Genomic DNA, 18199 nt, shown 5'->3' with positions numbered 1-18199 from the left:
AAAAACAATGTCTTATAATTTAATTATCTAAATTAGCCGTTACACCATGAAGATGGTTTTAAAAAGTTAATAACAACTAAAACGCTTAATATTTTTATATTTTCTTATTAAGCAATTTATAAAGGAAACTAACCCTTTTTAAATTTTATTAAAAGATTAAGACTATATGCTCAAGGCAACATGTGAACTAAAGTCACAATCTTAGAGTTTGAAACTAAAAGATCATTAAAATTTCTGTGTAGACTACACGCCATTAAGTTAAAACAGTTTCGATTGTTAAAGCACGGTAAAATATAAATGGAAAATAGAGTTAGCGAGCCTATTTCTGATATTCAACTACTTGATGTAGAATTATTAGGCAAACCTATTCATATCATTCGTGAAAAGCTTGAAGGCTTGATTTCAGAGTCTTGTTCCAGCCTTACGATTGAATTACAAAATTGGCTCAGTACGAGTAAAGTGGAAGCTAGCTTAACCTCTGTAGACTTGCATCGCTTTACACCGATAAAAATGGATAAAGACCAAACGTCAACCTATCAACACCAAGAGGGCGGCATGGTATTTGTTCATGGAGATTCTCACACGTTAATAAAACTGGCGGATCGGTTCTATGGTGCCAGCACTGAGCGTTCAGCAACAACACTGACAGCAAGTGATCTCCGCCTACAAGAGCGAATCAGTCGTATCATTATTGGTTGGCTTGCACCAGGTGAGATGTGGGAAATGGGTGAGTACGAAGCACCCCGAGGGATTGGGATTAACGTGCAGTTAAACATCGCGTTTGACGATCACCAAGGCTCAATTCATCTCAAACTAGATAGCCACCTTATTCAAACACTGATCGAGCAGCTTGAACTGCAGCCCGATACGGATTTGTACCAACCATTCTGTCGCTCTTTAGAGGCAACGCCTGTTCGACTGAATGTTGTTTTAAGTAAAAAGAAGATGCCGTTGAGCGACGTTGTTGGCTTACAACCTAACGATATTTTACCAATTGAGCTTCTTAATACGGTTCCAGTCAGCATTGGTAACCAATCTTTATTTACAGGTCGTATTGCTGAGCAAGACGGCCAACTTGTTTTGATCTTTAACCCTGATAAGGAACCGCAGCGATGAGCGAAGCGCCAGAAACGAATGCATTCGACGCAGAAGAATTGAACTTTGACGACTTTCAATTAGAAGACTTTGAAGCTGAAAGTACGCTCCAACAAGAACCAGCAACTGCGGAACGTGATCTTAGCTTTTTCAAAAGTATTCCCGTCACTGTCACGCTGGAAGTTGCAAGCAAAGAAATCCCACTTGGGGACTTAATGAAAGCCGGAGAAGGCACGGTTATCGAACTTGAAAAGCTCAATGGCGAGCCTTTAGACGTAAAGGTAAACGGATCTCTAATGGGTCACGCTGAAGTCGTCGTCGTTAATGATAAGTACGGACTTCGTCTGATCGATGTACATGACTCTGCATTGAGTGGCGTTGGTCAATAATCTTAGGTAGGCATCACAATGAAAAATCTGAGCGCTTGGCACCGTTGGTTACCTCTTTTGGTACTGGTGTCACTTTTGTTTGCTTTCCCAACCATGGCGGCAGACAACGGCTTAACTATCTTGTCCGTTTCTGATGGCGACACACAGCAAGAATACAGCGTTAAATTGCAAATTCTGTTGTTGATGACGGCGCTCAGTTTTCTTCCAGCATTCATTCTGATGGCAACGAGCTTTACTCGGATTATCGTCGTCCTCGCGATTTTGCGCCAAGCCCTTGGTCTTCAACAAAGTCCTCCTAACCGCGTATTGGTTGGGATTGCTTTGGCATTGACCTTGCTGATCATGCGACCTGTTTGGAGCGATATTCATGAAAATGCATTTCAACCGTATGACAATGGTGAAATCACGCTAATACAAGCATTCTCTGTAGCAGAGAAACCAGTGAGAGAGTTCATGCTGGCACAAACTCATCAAAGCTCTCTTGAGCAAATGCTGCGTATTGCCAATGAACCACTCGACCAAAACGTTGAGGATATTTCTTTTGCGGTTGTCTTGCCTGCGTTTGTCATCAGTGAACTAAAAACCGCCTTTCAAATTGGCTTTATGCTCTTCATCCCCTTCTTAGTTATCGACTTGGTTGTCGCCAGTGTGCTCATGGCAATGGGTATGATGATGCTATCGCCTTTGATTGTTTCACTCCCTTTTAAACTGGTAGTGTTTGTACTCGTGGATGGCTGGGCAATGACGGTTGGCACATTATCTGCCAGTTTCGGTTAAATAGGAGCATGCTATGACCCCTGAACTAACCGTAACGTTATTTTCCGATGCAGTATGGCTGATCATTTTAATGGTTGCGGTACTGGTTGTTCCTGGCTTAATTGTCGGTTTGTGTATCGCCGTTTTCCAGGCCGCCACACAAATCAACGAGCAAACACTCAGCTTTTTACCACGTTTGCTCGTTACGCTATTGATGGTGATTTTTGCGGGTCATTGGATGCTCCGAAAAATCATGGAACTGTTTGATTTCTTATTCCACAACATACCGGGGATGATTGGCTAATGGCCATCACATTTGCAGAGCTCTCAGCGATACTCGGTCAACTCTGGTGGCCGTTTTTTCGTGTGGGAGCTGTATTTATTTCGATGCCCTTCTTTGGTGATGCAATCATTCCCGTTTGGATCCGTACCCTACTGGCACTTTCGATCGTCGTGATTACCGCACCATTGATGCCACCAATGCCACAAGTCGAATTATTCTCCATGACGTCTCTATTCCTTGCTTTTGAGCAAGCGATTTGGGGCGTGATGTTTGGGCTAATTTTGCACATGCTCTTTAACGTTTTCACCATGCTTGGTCAGGTCGTTTCTCTGCAAATGGGATTGGGTATGGCAATGATGAATGATCCTATCAACGGACTTTCCGTCGCCATTTTGGGCCGCATATTTCTTATATTTTCAACCTTGTTATTTCTCGCGCTAGAAGGACATTTGCTCGTCATTGATATCGTGATTCAAAGTTTTGTCGTGTGGCCGGTCGGTTCTGGAATCACTTCGCTTTCTCTGCAAGGCGTTGTAAATATTTTCGGTTGGATGTTTGCCTCTGCTTTAGCACTAGCGTTGCCTGCCATTGTTTCAATGCTCCTAGCCAACATCAGTTTTGGTGTGATGAATCGCGCCGCCCCCTCACTCAACGTGTATGCGTTAGGTTTTCCAATGACGATGCTTCTTGGCCTGTTCAGCGTATTAATTTCAGTATCTGGTGTGCCGGGTCGCTACACCGCGCTTGTACACGACACCATCAGACACTTGAGTAACTTTATGTTGGGGGGCGCATGAGCGATCAATCGTCTCAGGACAAAACTGAAAAAGCCTCGCCGCAGAAAGTAAAAAAAGCACGTCAGGAAGGACAAATTCCTCGTGCGAAAGAGTTTACTACTGCGGTGATATTTCTAGCGGTGGCGCTCTACTTTTACTCTCAGCTCAATAGCATTTGGGAAAGTATGTCAGGTATTTTTCGCTACAACATGATGCTGACGCGAGCCGACTTAGAAAACCCGAATCAGCTTGTCGAGCAATTGGGACAAAGTTTAGCGGTAATCATCGACATGCTATTGCCGTTGTTTACCGTCATTATTATCGTGACCTGTGGTAGCAGCCTTGTACTAGGCGGTTGGATGTTCCGTCCGGCGAACGTTATGCCAAAGCTGAGCAAAATTAATCCTTTAAGTGGGATAAAGCGCATTTTTTCGACACGCTCAGTGGTTGAGCTCTTAAAGTCCACATTCAAAGTAGCCGTTATTTTCGGCATCTTATATGGCTATTTAGACAACCACTTACAGCCTCTGCTAGGTATGCAAAACTTACCTTTAAGCCAAGGCTTTTCCCTCGTGATGTCTATTCTCTTTGAAGGCTTATTGTTGATGGGGTTTGCGTTGTTGTTATTTGGTGTTGTAGACATTCCCTACCAACGTTGGGAGCACCTAAAAGAGCTGCGTATGACCAAACAAGAGCTGAAGGAGGAATTCAAGAACAACGAAGGCCGCCCTGAAGTAAAGCAGCGAATCCGTCAAATTCAACAGCAGTTTGCACGCCGTAAAATCGATAAGATGGTACCAACGGCTGACGTAATCATCACTAACCCAACTCACTACGCTGTCGCTCTGAAGTACGAACCTTCACTTTCTGATGCTCCATTTGTGGTTGCAAAAGGCGTAGACGAAACTGCCATGCACATTCAACGAATCGCCCAAGAAAACAAGGTGGAGATCATCAACTCACCACCGTTGACTCGTTCGATCTATCACACCACGGCGATTGAACAAGCAATCCCAAGCCAACTGTACATTGCCGTGGCACATATTCTTACTTACGTTTTGCAATTGAAAGCCTTCCGTAAAGGTGAAGGAAAAGAGCCAACTCCTTTGCCTCATTTTTCGATTCCAAAACATTTGCAGCACTGATTAACCCGCGTTTATCCAAGGACACGAAAGTATGCTTAACCGGTTAAAACAACTTCAAACATCAACCAAAGGCTACATTGGCATTCCAATTGTCTTGCTAATGATTTTGGCAATGGTGATTTTACCTTTGCCTCCCCTGCTATTGGATGCGTTGTTTACCTTCAATATCGTCTTGGCAATCCTAGTATTGCTGGTCAGCACTACCGCAAAGCGACCATTAGACTTCTCAGTTTTTCCAACAATTTTGTTAGTCGCGACATTATTGCGTCTTACACTGAACGTCGCTTCCACACGAATCGTACTCCTAGAAGGACATAATGGGGGGGATGCGGCAGGTAAAGTCATCCAAGCGTTCGGTGAAGTCGTTATTGGCGGTAACTACGTCGTTGGTATGGTGGTGTTTGTTATCTTGATGATCATCAACTTCGTCGTAATTACCAAAGGTGGCGAACGTATCTCTGAGGTGTCAGCGCGCTTTACTTTGGATGCCTTACCGGGCAAACAGATGGCGATTGATGCCGACTTAAATGCCGGTCTTATCGATCAGGAAACCGCTCGATTGCGTCGTAAAGAAGTCGCTAACGAAGCCGATTTCCATGGCTCGATGGACGGTGCCTCAAAGTTTGTGCGAGGCGATGCTATCGCTGGTTTGCTGATTCTGTTTATCAACATCATTGGTGGTATCAGCATCGGCGTCTTTGAGCATGGACTCGCAGCATCTGACGCCTTTAAAACCTACGCACTACTTACAATCGGTGATGGCTTAGTAGCTCAAATTCCATCACTTCTATTGGCAACGGCTGCAGCGATTATCGTTACGCGAATTAATGATAGCGATAATGGCATGTCGGAAACCATGCAAAAACAATTGCTGGCAACCCCGGCGACACTGTTTACCGTCGCAGGCATCATGGCTGTGATAGGCATGGTACCAGGCATGCCACATTTGGCCTTTTTTGCTTTCGCGGGTGCTTTAGCTTTCGCGGGTTGGCGTCAAACGAAAAAGCCCGTGCAAGACTCCCAAATCGAGGAGGTCGAAGCACTTTCACAAGCCATGCAAGAGGACGATACACCACTTACGTGGGAAGATATTCCTCATGTTCAAACGTTGTCGCTTTCCCTGGGTTACCGTCTCGTTCACCTAGTCAACAAAGAACAAGGTGCACCTTTATCACAGCGTATTCGCGGTGTGCGCCGTAACCTATCTGAACAAGTCGGCTTTTTATTACCAGAGGTGCGTATTCGAGACAACCTAAGCCTTAAACCGAATCAGTATACAATTTCTCTCAATGGCGAAGTGATCGAACAAGGCTTTATCGAGCCAGAACGTTTGATGGCGATTGCAGTCGGAGAAACGTACGGTGAAGTAGATGGTATTTTGGGCAGTGATCCTGCTTACCAATTACCAGCAGTGTGGATTGAACATCAAGACAAAGCGAAAGCGCTGAACATGGGTTATCAAGTGGTCGATGATGGCACGGTCATCGCGACTCATATTAGCAAGATAATGAAAACAAACCTTGCTGAGTTGTTTACGCACGACGATGTTGAAGCCATGACGCAACGTTTGACACAGCAAGCACCGAAGTTAGCCGAAGCCCTAGCCGCGGCACTTAACCCTGCGCAGCAACTCAAAGTATATCGCCAGTTGTTACTAGACCAAGTGCCACTAAAAGATATTCGTACGATTGCTAACACGATGCTGGAGTCCGCGGAAAACACTAAAGACCCGATTTTACTGGCATCTGATGTGCGTTGCGCACTAAAACGCACGCTCGTAAACCTGATTGCGGGACAGAAAAACGAATTAAATGTCTATGCTCTCTCTGATGAACTAGAACAAATGCTACTGACTTCGCTACAACAAGCACAATCTTCTGGTACAGTAATGTTAGACAGCTTCCCAATTGAGCCAAATATTCTTGGTCAGTTCCAACAAAACTTGCCACTGATAAGACAACAGCTCAAACAACAGGGATTACCTCCGATTCTTCTCGTTATGCCTCAGTTACGTCCACTTCTGGCTCGTTACGCACGCACATTTACGCAAGGGCTGGCAGTATTGTCTTACAACGAAATTCCAGAAAACAAACAAATCAATGTGGTAGGAAACCTTGGTTAATCTTATTTCAACACATGCGATGTACGAACATTTGGTTGGTCTCGCAGTACAACATATCGTCACGGATGACGATCAATTAGTATTTGATGCTTTAAAGCACAATGACATTCAACACGCGTGCCAAGCCATTCGCGAGACTCAATCAGGCGAGGTAGAATTCCAACACCTGACGTTGAGATTTGGCACGCGTGGCGAACAAAGCGTCTATCAATTCGAACTCTCTGAACAAATGCAGTACTGCCTAGATTTGTTCAGCCTTTATCTCGCATTGCGACAAACACAGTTTCAGCTAGAAGCCTTTCACCCCGACTTAATCAGTAACGTCGTCGTGCCGATAAGAATTGACGCATTACTATGGGAACCAGGCATATACTTTCTCGAACAGATGATTCAGTTTCACTCTTGCGCTTTTCAACATGTGATTCCTTCTCTTCAAGCAGACAAAACGCTATGCGCCTATGATAAAGTCTCAGCGCTGATAGAGAAGTTAAGAGAAAACGCCTACTCACTTTGGTTTGAAGTCGCGACATCACAAGTGAACTTCGAACGAGTCGCTGACTTTAGCCCCGACATGATCAAACTATCGGTCACATTAGAGGATAAAGAAGAAAGACATGCTTTCCTACCGATTGCTAAGTTCTTAAGAAAGCACAAATACCCTTGGGTAGCCGGGCGGGTAGCGAGCCAAACAGAGCTAAACCGCTATCGCTTGTTAGGGGCCAATTATTACTTTGGTTATTTCAGTGACATCCCGACCTCCCTCTCTTTTCAATCTTTTGGTGAGGAATGACAGAATTTTAACTATTAATCTTTATAAAACAGCGCGAATTATTCGCGCTGTTTTTTTATTTATAACGAAGAACGACAATATTGATAGATGACTGCTTCCCTGATTAAGTCAGGCTTATTCAGGTTATTTGATGTTATATCTGTATTTTCATGGAATACAAGTCACTAAAAATCATCAATTTTGATCTTTTTTAGGAATTTTTTAATTTTCAAATTAATCATTAAAGCTGACCGACCGCCTCTAGTTAGTGACTAGGGAATATCCCGAGGCCTGAAAGATATAGTGACTAACTAAGGAGACTAAGATGGCTTTATCAATGCACACTAACTACGCATCGCTTGTAACTCAAAACACTCTGAACAACACAAGCGGTCTTCTAAACACTGCGATGGAGCGTCTAAGCACGGGTTACCGCATCAACTCAGCAGCAGATGACGCTGCGGGTCTACAAATTGCTACTCGTCTTGAATCTCAAACTCGTGGCATGAACGTAGCGATGCGTAACGCACAGGACGGCATCTCTATGATGCAAACTGCGGAAGGCGCAATGGATGAGATGACAAACATCACATACCGTATGAACGACCTTGCAACACAAGCTTCAAACGGCTCTCTATCTGCAAACGACCGTACAGCACTAAACGCAGAATACCAACAACTAGGTTCAGAACTTGCTAACATCATGTCTTCTACTAGCTTTGGTGGTAACAAGCTTCTATTAGATGGTGCTGGTCAATTTGAGCAAGCTGCTGTTACTTTCCAAATCGGTACGCAAGCTGGTGAACAACTATCAGTCGACGTTTCTGGTCAAGTTCAAGCAATCAACACTGCTGTTGGTACTGCTGGTGCCCTAGCAGTAGGTGACCTAACGTCTGCAGCAAACGCGCAAACTGCAATGACAGCACTAACTGGTGCGACTGGTGAAGCTGGTCTTCTAGGTGCAATCGGTACTGCACGTTCTGCGTTAGGTGCAAACATCAACCGTCTAGAGCACACAATGACTAACCTAGGTAACATGGTTGAAAACACTTCTGCAGCGAAAGGCCGTATCACAGATGCAGACTTCGCAGTTGAATCTTCAAACATGACTAAGAACCAAATGCTAATGCAAGCTGGTACGACCGTTCTTTCTAAGACTAGTCAGCTTCCTGGTATGGCAATGTCACTACTTCGCTAATTATTTAGTTAATAGTGCGCTCAATTTAAATCGTCCTAATGATAAAGCCTTCCCGCGGAAGGCTTTATTTTTATCTACGAATATAAATAGCGCTAGTATTACCAGTCAGGTGCTCTGGAATTCGAAAGCCTATTTTTAACATTATATTGTGTAGTATTTTATTAAATAGTTCTAGCTCTACAGGTTCAACTCTGTTTTCTAATTGGCTAAGTCTAAGCTCCGGGAATTTAGACATTGCTTCTTGTTGAATACTAGCGATTTCATCAGAATTAATACTCTGTTTGCAAAGTAGCTTTGTGCTAATAAAACCCTCATATGCACGAGCACATTTCATTAATCGTAAAGCAAATTCATTCATAACAGACATTCTTTTTAAGTGGTGGTCTAATTAATACAAGATCACTTGCATATGTAACCTCTTCAAAATAATACCAAAACACAATTAAAATACCGTATCAGAATTATCTGAATTGAATAGAGGGAAACACTTAATACAACTACGTCCTATTCAGCTCCCCCTATCTAACATCATAACTACAATTAAATATTTTCTGCCTCTAGGTCGCCTTTTCTATTAGGGAAAAGTAATTATCCCTTTAGAGGAATGCGGAATATCCAAGGTGGAAACATAGCTTCCTCTCAACAAAAAACATCAACTTAAGTTATTGTTTTGTAAAAACTTAAACATACGGCACGCATCTTGCGATGAAAAGTTAAACCAGACTTAAAAGAACACTATTTAAGTCGACTAAATATGAGAGAGGGAGCGACCTCATGAGTTCGTTAGATCCAATCACTATGGCAACGCAGTTCGCCACTTTAGATGTTCAACCATTCCAACAGCGCTATCAGCTACAAACGAACAAGTATCAGGCTCAACTTTCCGCATTAGGCAAAGTTGAAACCGCGCTACGAGACTTTCGTACTGCAATCAATGAGATGAATAGCAATACAAACAGTATTGTTAAGAACAGCGCTACGCTGTCTCAAGAAGGCAACTTTACAGCCAGTGCAGATGCCAAGGCTCTTACAGGAAATTACCAAATCTTCGTAGAGCAAGTAGCAACTTCACATCAAGTTTCAACCGGCATGCCCGCAGACCTTGAAGCAACAACGGAGATTCCAACAACCGGCTCACTTGAGTTCACTATAAACGGTGAATCAATGACGCTGGATTTATCAACCGTCGATAGTGACGGAGACGGAGTCGCTACCGTTAGCGACCTTGCAAGCGCAATCAACAACAATGTGGATAATCCTGGCGTCAGCGCAACACTAGTTCGCTCAAACGGTCAAACACATTTTATGCTATCGAGCACAGAAACTGGTGTTGCCAATAAAATCAACGTATCAGCCTCTGGTACAGGTCAAGCGTGGTTTGAAGATGCATTCACTAACCTAAACCAAATTAGCGCCCCGCAAGATGCCGTTATGTGGTTGGGATCTAAAGACTCAGGTCTCAAACTGACGAACGCAAGCAACACTTTTGAAGGCGTAATTGACGGTGTTGATATTACGGTCTCAAAAGCGCAGTCAGCAGGCGACGCACCTATTAGCTTGAAGGTCGGTGCGGATAGTGAGGGAACAAAAGAGCAATTGGATAAGTTTGTTGAAGCATATAACACTCTTATTGGCGCAATGAACCAACACACCCAAATAGGTGGTGAAGACAAAAAACGCGGCGTATTGGCAAGCGACCCTACACTGCGCTCTATTGAAAGCCAATTAACAAGCTTAGTCCGAGGTGAGCATGGCGGCATGCGTTTAAGCGAGATCGGTATCAGTCTAGATCGCAACGGCAAAATGAAAGTTGACCAAGAAAAGTTTAAAAACGCACAACAAAACAACAGTGCTGGTTTAGAAGCAATCTTTAATGGTGATGGTGCGTTACTTGATTCCATTGATGACATGGCGGAACCGTTTTTGAAGTTTTCATCAGGTACTTTCAAATCTAGAAAAGACGCTTTGCAAGCAAATCTAGACCGAGTCGAAGATAAACAGACCACATTAGAGCGCAAGTACGAGATGTCGTACAACCGCTACCTAAAACAATTCACTCAAATGAACTCAATTATGACCCAAATGAGCCAAACCATGACAATGTTTGGCTAAGCCTTTAGGAGAAAAAACTCATGCTTATGGACTCTGGCTATGACTCGTACCAGCAAGTAGACCTCAACGCGCAAGCGGCAGCAGCAAACCCACACCAATTAGTCATTATGTTGATCGATGGCTTACTTGATGAAGTTGAACGTATTCGTGGCCATTTGGCTGCGAATCGCTTGGCGGAGAAAGGTAACGGAATCAACAAATGTATGAACATCTTAATTGGGCTCACAAGCGCTCTAGATGATGAGAATGGTGGCGAAATTGCTGAAAACTTACGCCAGCTGTATGACTTCTGCCAAGTTGAGCTTTATTACGCCAGCGTGCAGAACGATGCGAATCGCTTGGTTAATGTCGAGCGTGTAATGGGTAACATTCGTGAAGGTTGGATGAATTTTGGACAACAAGCATAAAGTGTCGCCAGAGCGATTTCGTCATTTATCTCAGCTCATCCAATTCGCTACAAAAACAGCGGATTGGCATGCGCTTAAGCGTTATGACTTGCAGTTGCGAGAGCTATTGATCAGTCACAAACCTTTTTTGAAGGATCCTAAGCTTGCACCTGAAATTCAACGTGCCAAAACCGTTCATGCTGATGCATTCGCTAGATTAGAAAAGTCGAAGAACGAGTTAGAAAAAGAGATGAACATGTTCAATGACCATCAAGAGCGCGCTATGGCCTATCAATTAGCGATGACCATGGAGCTAACTCAATGATCGTATCTCCTTCAACTCAAATATCCGGCAATGCATCACCTGGCCATGAAGGCAACATAAAACAAGCAAGAGCTGTACACGGTTTTTCTCATAACCCTATGTCTGAGCATAGCCAGTATGACGGCCAAGGTTTCGCCTCAGCTTCAACCGTGCCGAGTTTTCATCTTACCGCTCCAGCTTTGGACAGCGAAGAAAAGGCGTATGATCGTGGTTCGGATACTGACGAACACTCGGCTTCTGAAGCAGATGCTCACCTGACAAGTACACTGGGTTCAACAGAATCACCTGATCTTGCTATGCAAGCTCAGGCTCTAACCCAGAGTATGCTCACTATGGCCGAAAAGCAGCCGGGTCAGTTCGGAAAAACTCCGCCTTTAGCGGTAGCTAACGACGTTAAGTCTGCAACACAAGACTCAAATAACGCCTTACTAAACACCTCTCCAAAGCAACAAGAGGTGCAACAAAGCCAACCGATGTCATCGAACTCGCGTCTATCAATCTCCAGTGCCGACTTTCAGACCCTATTGAGTCAACCAGCTCAAGGGCAACCAACGGCCTCACCACTCCAAGGACAAACACCAACGCCACAAGCCCCGAACACCGCCGTTGCCACGAGTCATATTCAAACTCAAGGCTCTGAGTGGGCGGCTGTGCGCGTTGACACCAGTGCTGGAAAATGGGGAGAGCAAATGATGCAAGTTCTGCATGACCGTGTGACTCTTCAAGCGCAACAAAATGTACAAGAAGCCAAAATCCGCCTCGACCCACCGGATTTAGGTAAGCTGGATTTACTTGTACGTGTTGAAGGCGACCGACTAAGCGTGCACATCAATGCCAATACAGCCGCAACACGAGAAGCTTTAATGCAAGTGTCTGAGCGTCTGCGCACAGAACTGCAAGAGCAGAACTTCGTCCATGTCGATGTCAACGTGGGCTCTGATCAAAGCCAGAGTCGCAATGACCAACATACAAATGAAGAAGACGCCACTATTTTCGCAGCACGAGAATCTGGTGCATTCCAAACCACAACAACAAACTATTCAGAACACTGGCTGAACACTCAAGCCTAGTTAATCCTCGAGGAAAAAGGTTATGACCAAACAACAAATGATCGCCCTGTTTATCGCCATGATCATCACCAGCGCCCTCGTTTCGGCCGCCACGATTATGGGCGGAATCTGGTACTTAAACAAACACGCTCAAGAGTCACCTGACTCTGGTTCCTTGATCGATGATTCTCCATTGTCATTTTTAGTCACAGAAGAACCGACAAGCAAAGGTCCTAGCTTCCATCCTTTAGACAAAGTCGTTTTGACCGTAAAAGGTAAAAAACAGACTCACTTTGTCATGCTAGAACTAGCAATTGAAACACGCCGTCCTGAGCGCATCAAAGACATTGATGAGTACATGCCAATGGTACAAAACTCATTATTAAAATTGTTTAGCGACAAAACATTTGATGAGTTACAGCAAGCGGGTGCCATCGATATTTTGCAAAACGAAGTAAAACAAACGCTTTTACTGGCTTTTGCTAAGACAGACATCGTTCGCGAAATCGACGATGTTTTGTTGACTAAATATGTTGTGCAATAACGGAGCACAACCATGTTAGACATGAATATACAAGACACCTATACCACAGAAGAGGAAGTGACGACGCCATCACGCCCAATTGACGAAAATGCACTGCTGCAACGTCATCAAGTGATGGTGAAACGCGTCGTTAACCAGCTACGTGTTCATGCCACTTCTCACTGTAGTATTGAAGATATGCAGCAAATTGGCCTTATCGCTCTAGTTGAAGCTGGACGCCGATACGGCGATGTTGACGATCCTCATTTCCCTGCCTTTGCCGTGTGTCGCGTTCGAGGTGCAATTTTAGACGAATTACGCCGGTTAGATTGGCGCTCACGTAAAACTCGCCAACAGGCTCACGAACTCAACGACGTGACTCGAGATCTCACACGCTCTTTAGGTCGGATGCCTACGGATGCAGAAATCATCCAAGCCTTGGGGACGAATGAGCAGGACTATTACAACCGCCAAAATGCCGCCCTTGCGGGAGAGATGCAAAGCCTTGACCAACTGATGGAAAGCAGTGGTGATAGTTATATTGGCGGGCAATATGATGGCATGGAACATGAGCATATTCGTCGCAGTTTAGATAGCGCTTTAGGCAAATTGCCGAAGCGTGATCAATTGCTGCTTACTCTGTTCTATCAACATGAACTCAACTTACATGAAATAGCTCTGGTATTGGATCTGACACCACCTCGTATATGTCAGCTTCACAAACAAGCGCTGAAACAACTCAACCAATTAATGTCCTCTTAGGAGTCACAAGATGCAAAAGTTTTTTGGAGTCCTCACTATCCTGGTGTGCGTCTTCGGTGGATACATGTGGGCCGGCGGTAACTTAGGCGCTATCTGGCAACCAGCCGAATTCCTTATCATCATTGGCGCTGCTGCTGGTTCTTTGATCATCGGTAACCCACCTCACGTACTGAAAGAAATGCGTCGCCAAGTGCCTGCGACCATCAAAGGCCCGACAGAAGAGCATGAGTACTACATGGAATTAATGGCGCTGCTCAATAACTTGCTCGAGACAGCGCGCAACCGTGGTTATAAGTTTCTCGACTCTCACATTGAGTCGCCAGAACAGAGCTCTATGTTTCTCGCTTACCCGACGATTGCTGAGGATCATCGCCTAATTTCTTTCATTACTGATAATTTACGTTTAATGGCAATGGGACAAATGTCGCCTCATGAATTAGAGGGACTGCTAGAGCAAGAAATTGAAGCTATCCAAAACGAAATGCTTTTGCCTTCACGCTCACTACAGCGTACAGCAGAAGCACTACCTGGCTTCGGTATTCTTGCAGCAGTTGGTGGCATCATTATCACCATGCAGGCCATTGATGGCTCAATCGCTATGATTGGTTATCACGTTGCAGCAGCTCTCGTAGGTACATTCATTGGTATTTTCGGTTGTTACTGTGGTTTAGACCCACTAAGTAACGCCATGGCTCAGCGAGTAAAACGTAATATGACTGCTTTTGAATGCGTACGCGCAACCTTGGTTGCCTACGTAGCGAAGAAGCCGACATTGCTCGCCATTGACGCTGGTCGTAAACATATTCAGCTAGACATCAAACCAACATTCAACCAAATGGAGAAGTGGTTAGCTGAACAGGAGGGATAATGCAAAAACAAGAGCATGTAGTGTTCAAACGTGCCAAAGCACACAGCCATGATGAACCTCATGGCGGCGCGTGGAAAGTCGCGTTTGCTGACTTCATGATCGCCCTAATGGCGCTGTTTCTTGTGCTTTGGGTTATGCAGGTGGTAGACAAAGAAGAGCGTAAAGCAATTGTCGCCCACTTACATAGCTCAAGCGTATTCGACAAGAGTTACGGTAATCCATTTGATACTTCACAAAGTATCTCTCCTATTGACTTGGCACAGGACTCTTCTGTGCCAAGTAAACACAATTCCAACCACGTGGTAAGCTCATACTTTCGAGGTGACGGCGATGGGCCAGAAATCGACTCGTTGATTCCTGGTAACTTCGATACTCAGGAGCAACTTGCAGCGCTGGCGAAAATCATTGAACGAATGACCGCTCAGATTAACGCACAAGGGAATGTCAACGTAACCGTGACCCCACAAGGCTTACGTATCGTCCTTCAAGATGATTACAAACAGCATATGTTCAGTCGTGGTGGCGCAGAGCTGACCCCTTTCTTCGAAGACTTATTACTTGCACTTGCGCCTGTATTTCAGCGTGTGAACAACCCACTGATCATCAGCGGACATACGGATGCGATTCCATTTAAAAAACGCTTTGGTCGTCAATCAAACTGGGCGCTATCTGCATCTCGAGCTGATGTCGCAAGAAATACGCTGGTTGAAGGTGGCATGCCGGATGATCGCGTCATGCAGGTCACAGGCATGTCGGATAGAGCTCTGCTTAACCCTGATGAACCAGATTCAAGCGAAAACCGCCGTATCGAGCTGTTCGTTTTAACGACGCCAGCAGCCAAAGTACTCGAAACTCTTTTTGGTAACCACCAAGAAAGTGAACTGCAAAAAGCGAAAGATAAAGCCGAATTTAACCAACCAGTCATTCGACAAGAAGTCATCAATTACTCGGGTGATACGGCCACCAACGAAGTAAATATTCAAGAATTATAACCTCAAAAGGTCACCTCGCCTGATGGTGACCTTTCTAACTGAAACCTCTGTTACTGTGACTTTTTAGTTGAGTTCTATATGCACATAACACCATCCGAAAACAAAAAACGCGATCTGTTGAAGAAAGCCTTTTTATGGTTAATTGTCTTCGACTACCTTTTATTGGCGTTTTTCTTAACTCAGCTATCCAGTTTAACGCTTAACAATGGGACCATGATCAGTATGCTGCTCGTCGTCTACAACGTCTTACTCGTTTCTCTGTGCTTTCAAAGAACCAATAAACAGGACTCTTATATTATCTACCCTGTTTTATCCGCGACGTTGTTGGCATTTGTCTGCTTTCTTTATTTCTTTTTTTTAATTTAGATACCTGACTCCACCATTGACTTTATTTTTACTGCTTTTTCGAAGTGGTCGAGCCGATGGGTCTGAATCCACCACGTAGCCGCCTCCATCAACTGTTCAGGATCATCATTTTTGTTGGCGAAAAACGCATAAAATGAGAGCCCAACCTGCTCACCTTTGCTTTCGATCTTTTTGTCACAGACCTCTATTATTTTGTCTCTCAATGAAGCTCTCATTTCTATTCCCTTACGCTAGTACATACTCACTAACCATACGGTTGAAAGAAATCAGATCAAACGAACCTTTAATTTCAAAACGTACTCTTCCCACCTCACTCATGAAAAACTCAATTTCACAATCTAAGTCAAAAGTACCAGACGTCTCGATAGAAAATGCATTGATCTTGCTATAAGGCAGCGACGTGTAATCCACTTTTGAGCCTGTAATCCCTTGCACATTCGCCGCAATCACTCGCTTGTTGGTAAACACCACTTGGTCGCGAACCGTTTTAAAGCCCGCAAATACCGACTCGCCATCAATAAGAAACTTGTGAAAATCTTCCCTAACTTTTGATACCTCAATGGGTTTAAGCTTAAACACTGATGAATTGTCGAAATCGATCATAGTCATTCCTTTTTAGTTGATAGCGAACAAACTCAACGTAGCAGATACACAGACCGTTGCCTATCAGCTAAGTACCATCTTTCGATTTCAAACCTAGGAAAAATTCAACAAAGTGCATTACTTCCAGCCCTGCCGCCATAGCTCTGGATCTTTCAGGTCTTGCCAGTTCATCTCTTGCTCACGTTTACTCATAACCGCCTCAATGACACATTTCACAACATTGCCTTCTTCATCCAGCTCCATTTCTGTTACGACAAAGTGCTTCTCTTTATTTTTAGGTGACGTCGCCGTCCATTTGCTGTGCAATAGCTTCTTGGGGTGAATTCTATTCATAGTGGTATACCAATTTAACTAACATCTTTATGTATACGACTGAATACCAAGAGAGAATCAGATTTTATTTTTAAGCATCCACGAAAAGAAAAAGCCGCAAAAGAGGTCATCCCCTAATGCGGCCTTACTTGCAACCCAATTAGGTCTTTTGACCGTTCAAACGAGGGGTTAAGTACTGACTCTGTAGCAACTGCAACGCCTTACCAACCAGCACAATCACTACCGCGCCGATCAGTACTGGCGTGAACAAAAAGCTCCACCCCTGCCCAGAGGCCATGATCAAGATAGGATTTGCGCCCGCAGGTGGATGCGTTGTCTTCGTAATCAGCATCGCTGACACACCTAACCCAGTCGCAATCGCCAGCGTGATTGGCGTGATCTCAACGTATTGACTAAACGCAATACCGATAGATGCCGTAATGCAGTGACCAATGATCACATTTTTTGGTTGAGCGAGAGGGCTGCTAGGCACCCCAAACACCAACACCGCCGTAGCGCCAAATGGCGCCATGAGAAGTACAACCTCAGTAAGAGACACCTCGGCGTAAGACAACACACCAATAGCCAATGTCGCACCAAGCCCCGCGACCAACGATAAAATTAAATTATTCATAAACACCTCAAAGTAGACCGAATTGTCTATAAATTAAAATAGACAAACCTGTCTACCTTTGTCAATATGTGTTTGTAGAACTTTTTTGAGGGCGTAGTTATGAACAAAAAGAAACAGTTATTGATCGACACCGCTTTGTCGCTGTTTTACAAACAGGGCATCAACTCCATTGGCATCAATGAAGTCCTTAAAGTATCTGGCGTGGCTAAACGCACGCTGTACAGCCATTTTGAAAGCAAAGAAGCGCTCATCCTTGCCGCACTAGAACAACGCCACCAAATCTTCATGGCGTGGCTAGAGGAGAAACTGTCATCAGCACAATCGAGCACAGACGTGATCGACCAGTTGTTTACCGCGCTTAACGGCTGGTTTCATGGTTCTGAGGAAAAATTGGGCGAGTTTCGCGGCTGTTTTTTCATCAACACGTCCGCCGAATTCAGTGACGACCGCGGCGAGATTGCAACGTATTGCCGCCACCATAAACAACAGGTTCGTGAGCTAATTCAACGCTATCTCAAATCAGACAACACATCATTACTCGATGCCATCTGCATCATGAAAGAAGGTGCCATCACCACCGCTTACATGACAGAAGAGTACGACGACGTCACAAAGAAATGCGTGGAAATTTTGCACAAGCTGTAACGGTAAGAAATCAAGAAACGAAACGACCAAGCACCAAACTGGCGAGAATGTTCAGAAATGGTAAGGTTATTTTATCCACCTAATGAGAC

At 44.4% G+C, this 18199-nt stretch carries 24 protein-coding genes; 19 read left to right on the top strand and 5 right to left on the bottom strand.

Features of this window, described 5'->3' with window-relative positions; translation table 11 throughout:
* Positions 1 to 297: 297 nt before the first annotated feature.
* From NL645_RS21680 to lafA, 9 genes are all read left to right on the top strand, one after another.
* On the top strand, positions 298 to 1116 hold the full coding sequence (locus NL645_RS21680; RefSeq protein ID WP_074190374.1) for a FliM/FliN family flagellar motor switch protein: 819 nt from the start codon (positions 298 to 300) through the stop codon (positions 1114 to 1116).
* Positions 1113 to 1484 carry a flagellar motor switch protein FliN gene (fliN, locus tag NL645_RS21675; protein ID WP_005398044.1) on the top strand — a complete coding sequence of 124 codons (372 nt, stop codon included), beginning with the start codon at positions 1113 to 1115 and terminating at the stop codon, positions 1482 to 1484. The genes NL645_RS21680 and fliN overlap by 4 nt, the downstream gene beginning before the upstream one ends.
* Positions 1485 to 1502: 18 nt before the next feature.
* A complete protein-coding gene (fliP, locus tag NL645_RS21670; RefSeq protein WP_005398045.1) occupies positions 1503 to 2261 on the top strand; it encodes a flagellar type III secretion system pore protein FliP in 759 nt (252 codons plus the stop codon).
* A 13-nt stretch (positions 2262 to 2274) separates the two neighbouring features.
* The gene (fliQ, locus tag NL645_RS21665; protein ID WP_005375036.1) at positions 2275 to 2544 is read left to right on the top strand and encodes a flagellar biosynthesis protein FliQ; all 270 of its coding nucleotides are present in this window, start codon (positions 2275 to 2277) and stop codon (positions 2542 to 2544) included.
* Positions 2544 to 3320, top strand: coding sequence for a flagellar biosynthetic protein FliR (gene fliR, locus NL645_RS21660; protein WP_006741982.1), 777 nt, complete (start codon positions 2544 to 2546; stop codon positions 3318 to 3320). Before fliQ ends, fliR begins: the two co-directional genes overlap by 1 nt.
* Entirely contained in the window at positions 3317 to 4444 is a 1128-nt protein-coding gene (flhB, locus tag NL645_RS21655) for a flagellar biosynthesis protein FlhB (RefSeq protein ID WP_253652387.1), read from the top strand. The genes fliR and flhB overlap by 4 nt, the downstream gene beginning before the upstream one ends.
* Positions 4445 to 4475: 31 nt before the next feature.
* Positions 4476 to 6566 (top strand): flagellar biosynthesis protein FlhA, encoded by a 2091-nt coding sequence (gene flhA, locus NL645_RS21650; RefSeq protein WP_006741984.1) that lies wholly within the window; start codon positions 4476 to 4478, stop codon positions 6564 to 6566.
* Between the two features lie 19 nt (positions 6567 to 6585).
* Positions 6586 to 7356 (top strand): EAL domain-containing protein, encoded by a 771-nt coding sequence (locus NL645_RS21645; protein ID WP_047009608.1) that lies wholly within the window; start codon positions 6586 to 6588, stop codon positions 7354 to 7356.
* A gap of 304 nt (positions 7357 to 7660) precedes the next feature.
* A complete protein-coding gene (gene lafA, locus NL645_RS21640; protein WP_046875749.1) occupies positions 7661 to 8533 on the top strand; it encodes a lateral flagellin LafA in 873 nt (290 codons plus the stop codon).
* Positions 8534 to 8603: 70 nt separating this feature from the next.
* Here the strand turns inward: lafA and NL645_RS21635 are convergent, their stop codons facing one another.
* The gene (locus NL645_RS21635) at positions 8604 to 8891 is read right to left on the bottom strand and encodes a hypothetical protein (RefSeq protein WP_046875748.1); all 288 of its coding nucleotides are present in this window, start codon (positions 8889 to 8891) and stop codon (positions 8604 to 8606) included.
* A 416-nt stretch (positions 8892 to 9307) separates the two neighbouring features.
* On the opposite strand from NL645_RS21635, the gene fliD reads away from it, so the two are divergent.
* The 9 genes from fliD to NL645_RS21590 all read left to right on the top strand — a co-directional run bounded on the left by fliD (position 9308) and on the right by NL645_RS21590 (position 15916).
* Positions 9308 to 10645, top strand: coding sequence for a flagellar filament capping protein FliD (fliD, locus tag NL645_RS21630; RefSeq protein ID WP_253652386.1), 1338 nt, complete (start codon positions 9308 to 9310; stop codon positions 10643 to 10645).
* 20 nt (positions 10646 to 10665) lie between these two features.
* Complete coding sequence (gene fliS / locus NL645_RS21625) at positions 10666 to 11052, top strand: flagellar export chaperone FliS (protein WP_005398523.1); 387 nt, start codon at positions 10666 to 10668, stop codon at positions 11050 to 11052.
* Positions 11036 to 11356 (top strand): LafD, encoded by a 321-nt coding sequence (locus tag NL645_RS21620; protein ID WP_253652385.1) that lies wholly within the window; start codon positions 11036 to 11038, stop codon positions 11354 to 11356. Before fliS ends, NL645_RS21620 begins: the two co-directional genes overlap by 17 nt.
* Positions 11353 to 12426 (top strand): flagellar hook-length control protein FliK, encoded by a 1074-nt coding sequence (locus NL645_RS21615; RefSeq protein ID WP_182035988.1) that lies wholly within the window; start codon positions 11353 to 11355, stop codon positions 12424 to 12426. Before NL645_RS21620 ends, NL645_RS21615 begins: the two co-directional genes overlap by 4 nt.
* 22 nt (positions 12427 to 12448) lie before the next feature.
* Complete coding sequence (gene fliL / locus NL645_RS21610) at positions 12449 to 12949, top strand: flagellar basal body-associated protein FliL (protein ID WP_005398533.1); 501 nt, start codon at positions 12449 to 12451, stop codon at positions 12947 to 12949.
* Between the two features lie 12 nt (positions 12950 to 12961).
* A complete protein-coding gene (locus tag NL645_RS21605; protein WP_005396579.1) occupies positions 12962 to 13690 on the top strand; it encodes a FliA/WhiG family RNA polymerase sigma factor in 729 nt (242 codons plus the stop codon).
* A 10-nt stretch (positions 13691 to 13700) separates the two neighbouring features.
* Positions 13701 to 14558 carry a flagellar motor stator protein MotA gene (motA, locus tag NL645_RS21600; RefSeq protein ID WP_005396580.1) on the top strand — a complete coding sequence of 286 codons (858 nt, stop codon included), beginning with the start codon at positions 13701 to 13703 and terminating at the stop codon, positions 14556 to 14558.
* On the top strand, positions 14558 to 15550 hold the full coding sequence (locus tag NL645_RS21595) for a flagellar motor protein MotB (protein ID WP_253652384.1): 993 nt from the start codon (positions 14558 to 14560) through the stop codon (positions 15548 to 15550). The genes motA and NL645_RS21595 overlap by 1 nt, the downstream gene beginning before the upstream one ends.
* Positions 15551 to 15628: 78 nt before the next feature.
* Positions 15629 to 15916, top strand: coding sequence for a hypothetical protein (locus NL645_RS21590; RefSeq protein WP_104972923.1), 288 nt, complete (start codon positions 15629 to 15631; stop codon positions 15914 to 15916).
* Here the strand turns inward: NL645_RS21590 and NL645_RS21585 are convergent.
* The 4 genes from NL645_RS21585 to NL645_RS21570 form a co-directional block, all read right to left on the bottom strand.
* A complete protein-coding gene (locus NL645_RS21585; protein WP_054866829.1) occupies positions 15913 to 16131 on the bottom strand; it encodes a DUF6500 family protein in 219 nt (72 codons plus the stop codon). The genes NL645_RS21590 and NL645_RS21585 overlap by 4 nt on opposite strands.
* A 10-nt stretch (positions 16132 to 16141) precedes the next feature.
* Positions 16142 to 16519 carry a PH domain-containing protein gene (locus NL645_RS21580; protein ID WP_005396583.1) on the bottom strand — a complete coding sequence of 126 codons (378 nt, stop codon included), beginning with the start codon at positions 16517 to 16519 and terminating at the stop codon, positions 16142 to 16144.
* Between the two features lie 117 nt (positions 16520 to 16636).
* On the bottom strand, positions 16637 to 16852 hold the full coding sequence (locus tag NL645_RS21575) for a TIGR02450 family Trp-rich protein (RefSeq protein WP_048625403.1): 216 nt from the start codon (positions 16850 to 16852) through the stop codon (positions 16637 to 16639).
* A gap of 139 nt (positions 16853 to 16991) precedes the next feature.
* Positions 16992 to 17465 (bottom strand): HPP family protein, encoded by a 474-nt coding sequence (locus NL645_RS21570; RefSeq protein WP_065646207.1) that lies wholly within the window; start codon positions 17463 to 17465, stop codon positions 16992 to 16994.
* Positions 17466 to 17564: 99 nt separating this feature from the next.
* Between NL645_RS21570 and NL645_RS21565 the strand changes: the two genes are divergently transcribed.
* Positions 17565 to 18110: a TetR/AcrR family transcriptional regulator gene (locus NL645_RS21565; RefSeq protein WP_253652383.1), complete on the top strand. Its 546-nt coding sequence runs from the start codon at positions 17565 to 17567 to the stop codon at positions 18108 to 18110.
* The last annotated feature ends 89 nt before the right edge of the window (positions 18111 to 18199 follow it).

This window comes from Vibrio sp. Y51_MX_L26, from assembly GCF_024181935.1.
In the GTDB taxonomy this organism is placed as follows: Bacteria; Pseudomonadota; Gammaproteobacteria; order Enterobacterales; family Vibrionaceae; genus Vibrio; species Vibrio diabolicus.
Note: the sequence above shows the minus strand (reverse complement) of the source record. Positions and strands in the feature narration are given on the sequence as shown.

Bases quoted from the DNA above. Each gene is read 5' to 3' on its own strand.
- fliD (WP_253652386.1), top strand. From the start codon at position 9,308: ATGAGTTCGTTAGATCCAATCACTATGGCAACGCAGTTCGCCACTTTA.
- motA (WP_005396580.1), top strand. From the start codon at position 13,701: ATGCAAAAGTTTTTTGGAGTCCTCACTATCCTGGTGTGCGTCTTCGGT.
- fliR (WP_006741982.1), top strand. From the start codon at position 2,544: ATGGCCATCACATTTGCAGAGCTCTCAGCGATACTCGGTCAACTCTGG.
- flhA (WP_006741984.1), top strand. From the start codon at position 4,476: ATGCTTAACCGGTTAAAACAACTTCAAACATCAACCAAAGGCTACATT.
- fliP (WP_005398045.1), top strand. From the start codon at position 1,503: ATGAAAAATCTGAGCGCTTGGCACCGTTGGTTACCTCTTTTGGTACTG.
- NL645_RS21680 (WP_074190374.1), top strand. From the start codon at position 298: ATGGAAAATAGAGTTAGCGAGCCTATTTCTGATATTCAACTACTTGAT.
- fliQ (WP_005375036.1), top strand. From the start codon at position 2,275: ATGACCCCTGAACTAACCGTAACGTTATTTTCCGATGCAGTATGGCTG.
- NL645_RS21565 (WP_253652383.1), top strand. From the start codon at position 17,565: ATGAACAAAAAGAAACAGTTATTGATCGACACCGCTTTGTCGCTGTTT.
- fliL (WP_005398533.1), top strand. From the start codon at position 12,449: ATGACCAAACAACAAATGATCGCCCTGTTTATCGCCATGATCATCACC.
- fliN (WP_005398044.1), top strand. From the start codon at position 1,113: ATGAGCGAAGCGCCAGAAACGAATGCATTCGACGCAGAAGAATTGAAC.
- NL645_RS21575 (WP_048625403.1), bottom strand. From the start codon at position 16,852: ATGAATAGAATTCACCCCAAGAAGCTATTGCACAGCAAATGGACGGCG.
- NL645_RS21645 (WP_047009608.1), top strand. From the start codon at position 6,586: ATGTACGAACATTTGGTTGGTCTCGCAGTACAACATATCGTCACGGAT.
- NL645_RS21615 (WP_182035988.1), top strand. From the start codon at position 11,353: ATGATCGTATCTCCTTCAACTCAAATATCCGGCAATGCATCACCTGGC.
- lafA (WP_046875749.1), top strand. From the start codon at position 7,661: ATGGCTTTATCAATGCACACTAACTACGCATCGCTTGTAACTCAAAAC.
- NL645_RS21580 (WP_005396583.1), bottom strand. From the start codon at position 16,519: ATGATCGATTTCGACAATTCATCAGTGTTTAAGCTTAAACCCATTGAG.
- fliS (WP_005398523.1), top strand. From the start codon at position 10,666: ATGCTTATGGACTCTGGCTATGACTCGTACCAGCAAGTAGACCTCAAC.
- NL645_RS21585 (WP_054866829.1), bottom strand. From the start codon at position 16,131: ATGAGAGCTTCATTGAGAGACAAAATAATAGAGGTCTGTGACAAAAAG.
- NL645_RS21605 (WP_005396579.1), top strand. From the start codon at position 12,962: ATGTTAGACATGAATATACAAGACACCTATACCACAGAAGAGGAAGTG.
- flhB (WP_253652387.1), top strand. From the start codon at position 3,317: ATGAGCGATCAATCGTCTCAGGACAAAACTGAAAAAGCCTCGCCGCAG.
- NL645_RS21590 (WP_104972923.1), top strand. From the start codon at position 15,629: ATGCACATAACACCATCCGAAAACAAAAAACGCGATCTGTTGAAGAAA.
- NL645_RS21570 (WP_065646207.1), bottom strand. From the start codon at position 17,465: ATGAATAATTTAATTTTATCGTTGGTCGCGGGGCTTGGTGCGACATTG.
- NL645_RS21595 (WP_253652384.1), top strand. From the start codon at position 14,558: ATGCAAAAACAAGAGCATGTAGTGTTCAAACGTGCCAAAGCACACAGC.
- NL645_RS21635 (WP_046875748.1), bottom strand. From the start codon at position 8,891: ATGAATGAATTTGCTTTACGATTAATGAAATGTGCTCGTGCATATGAG.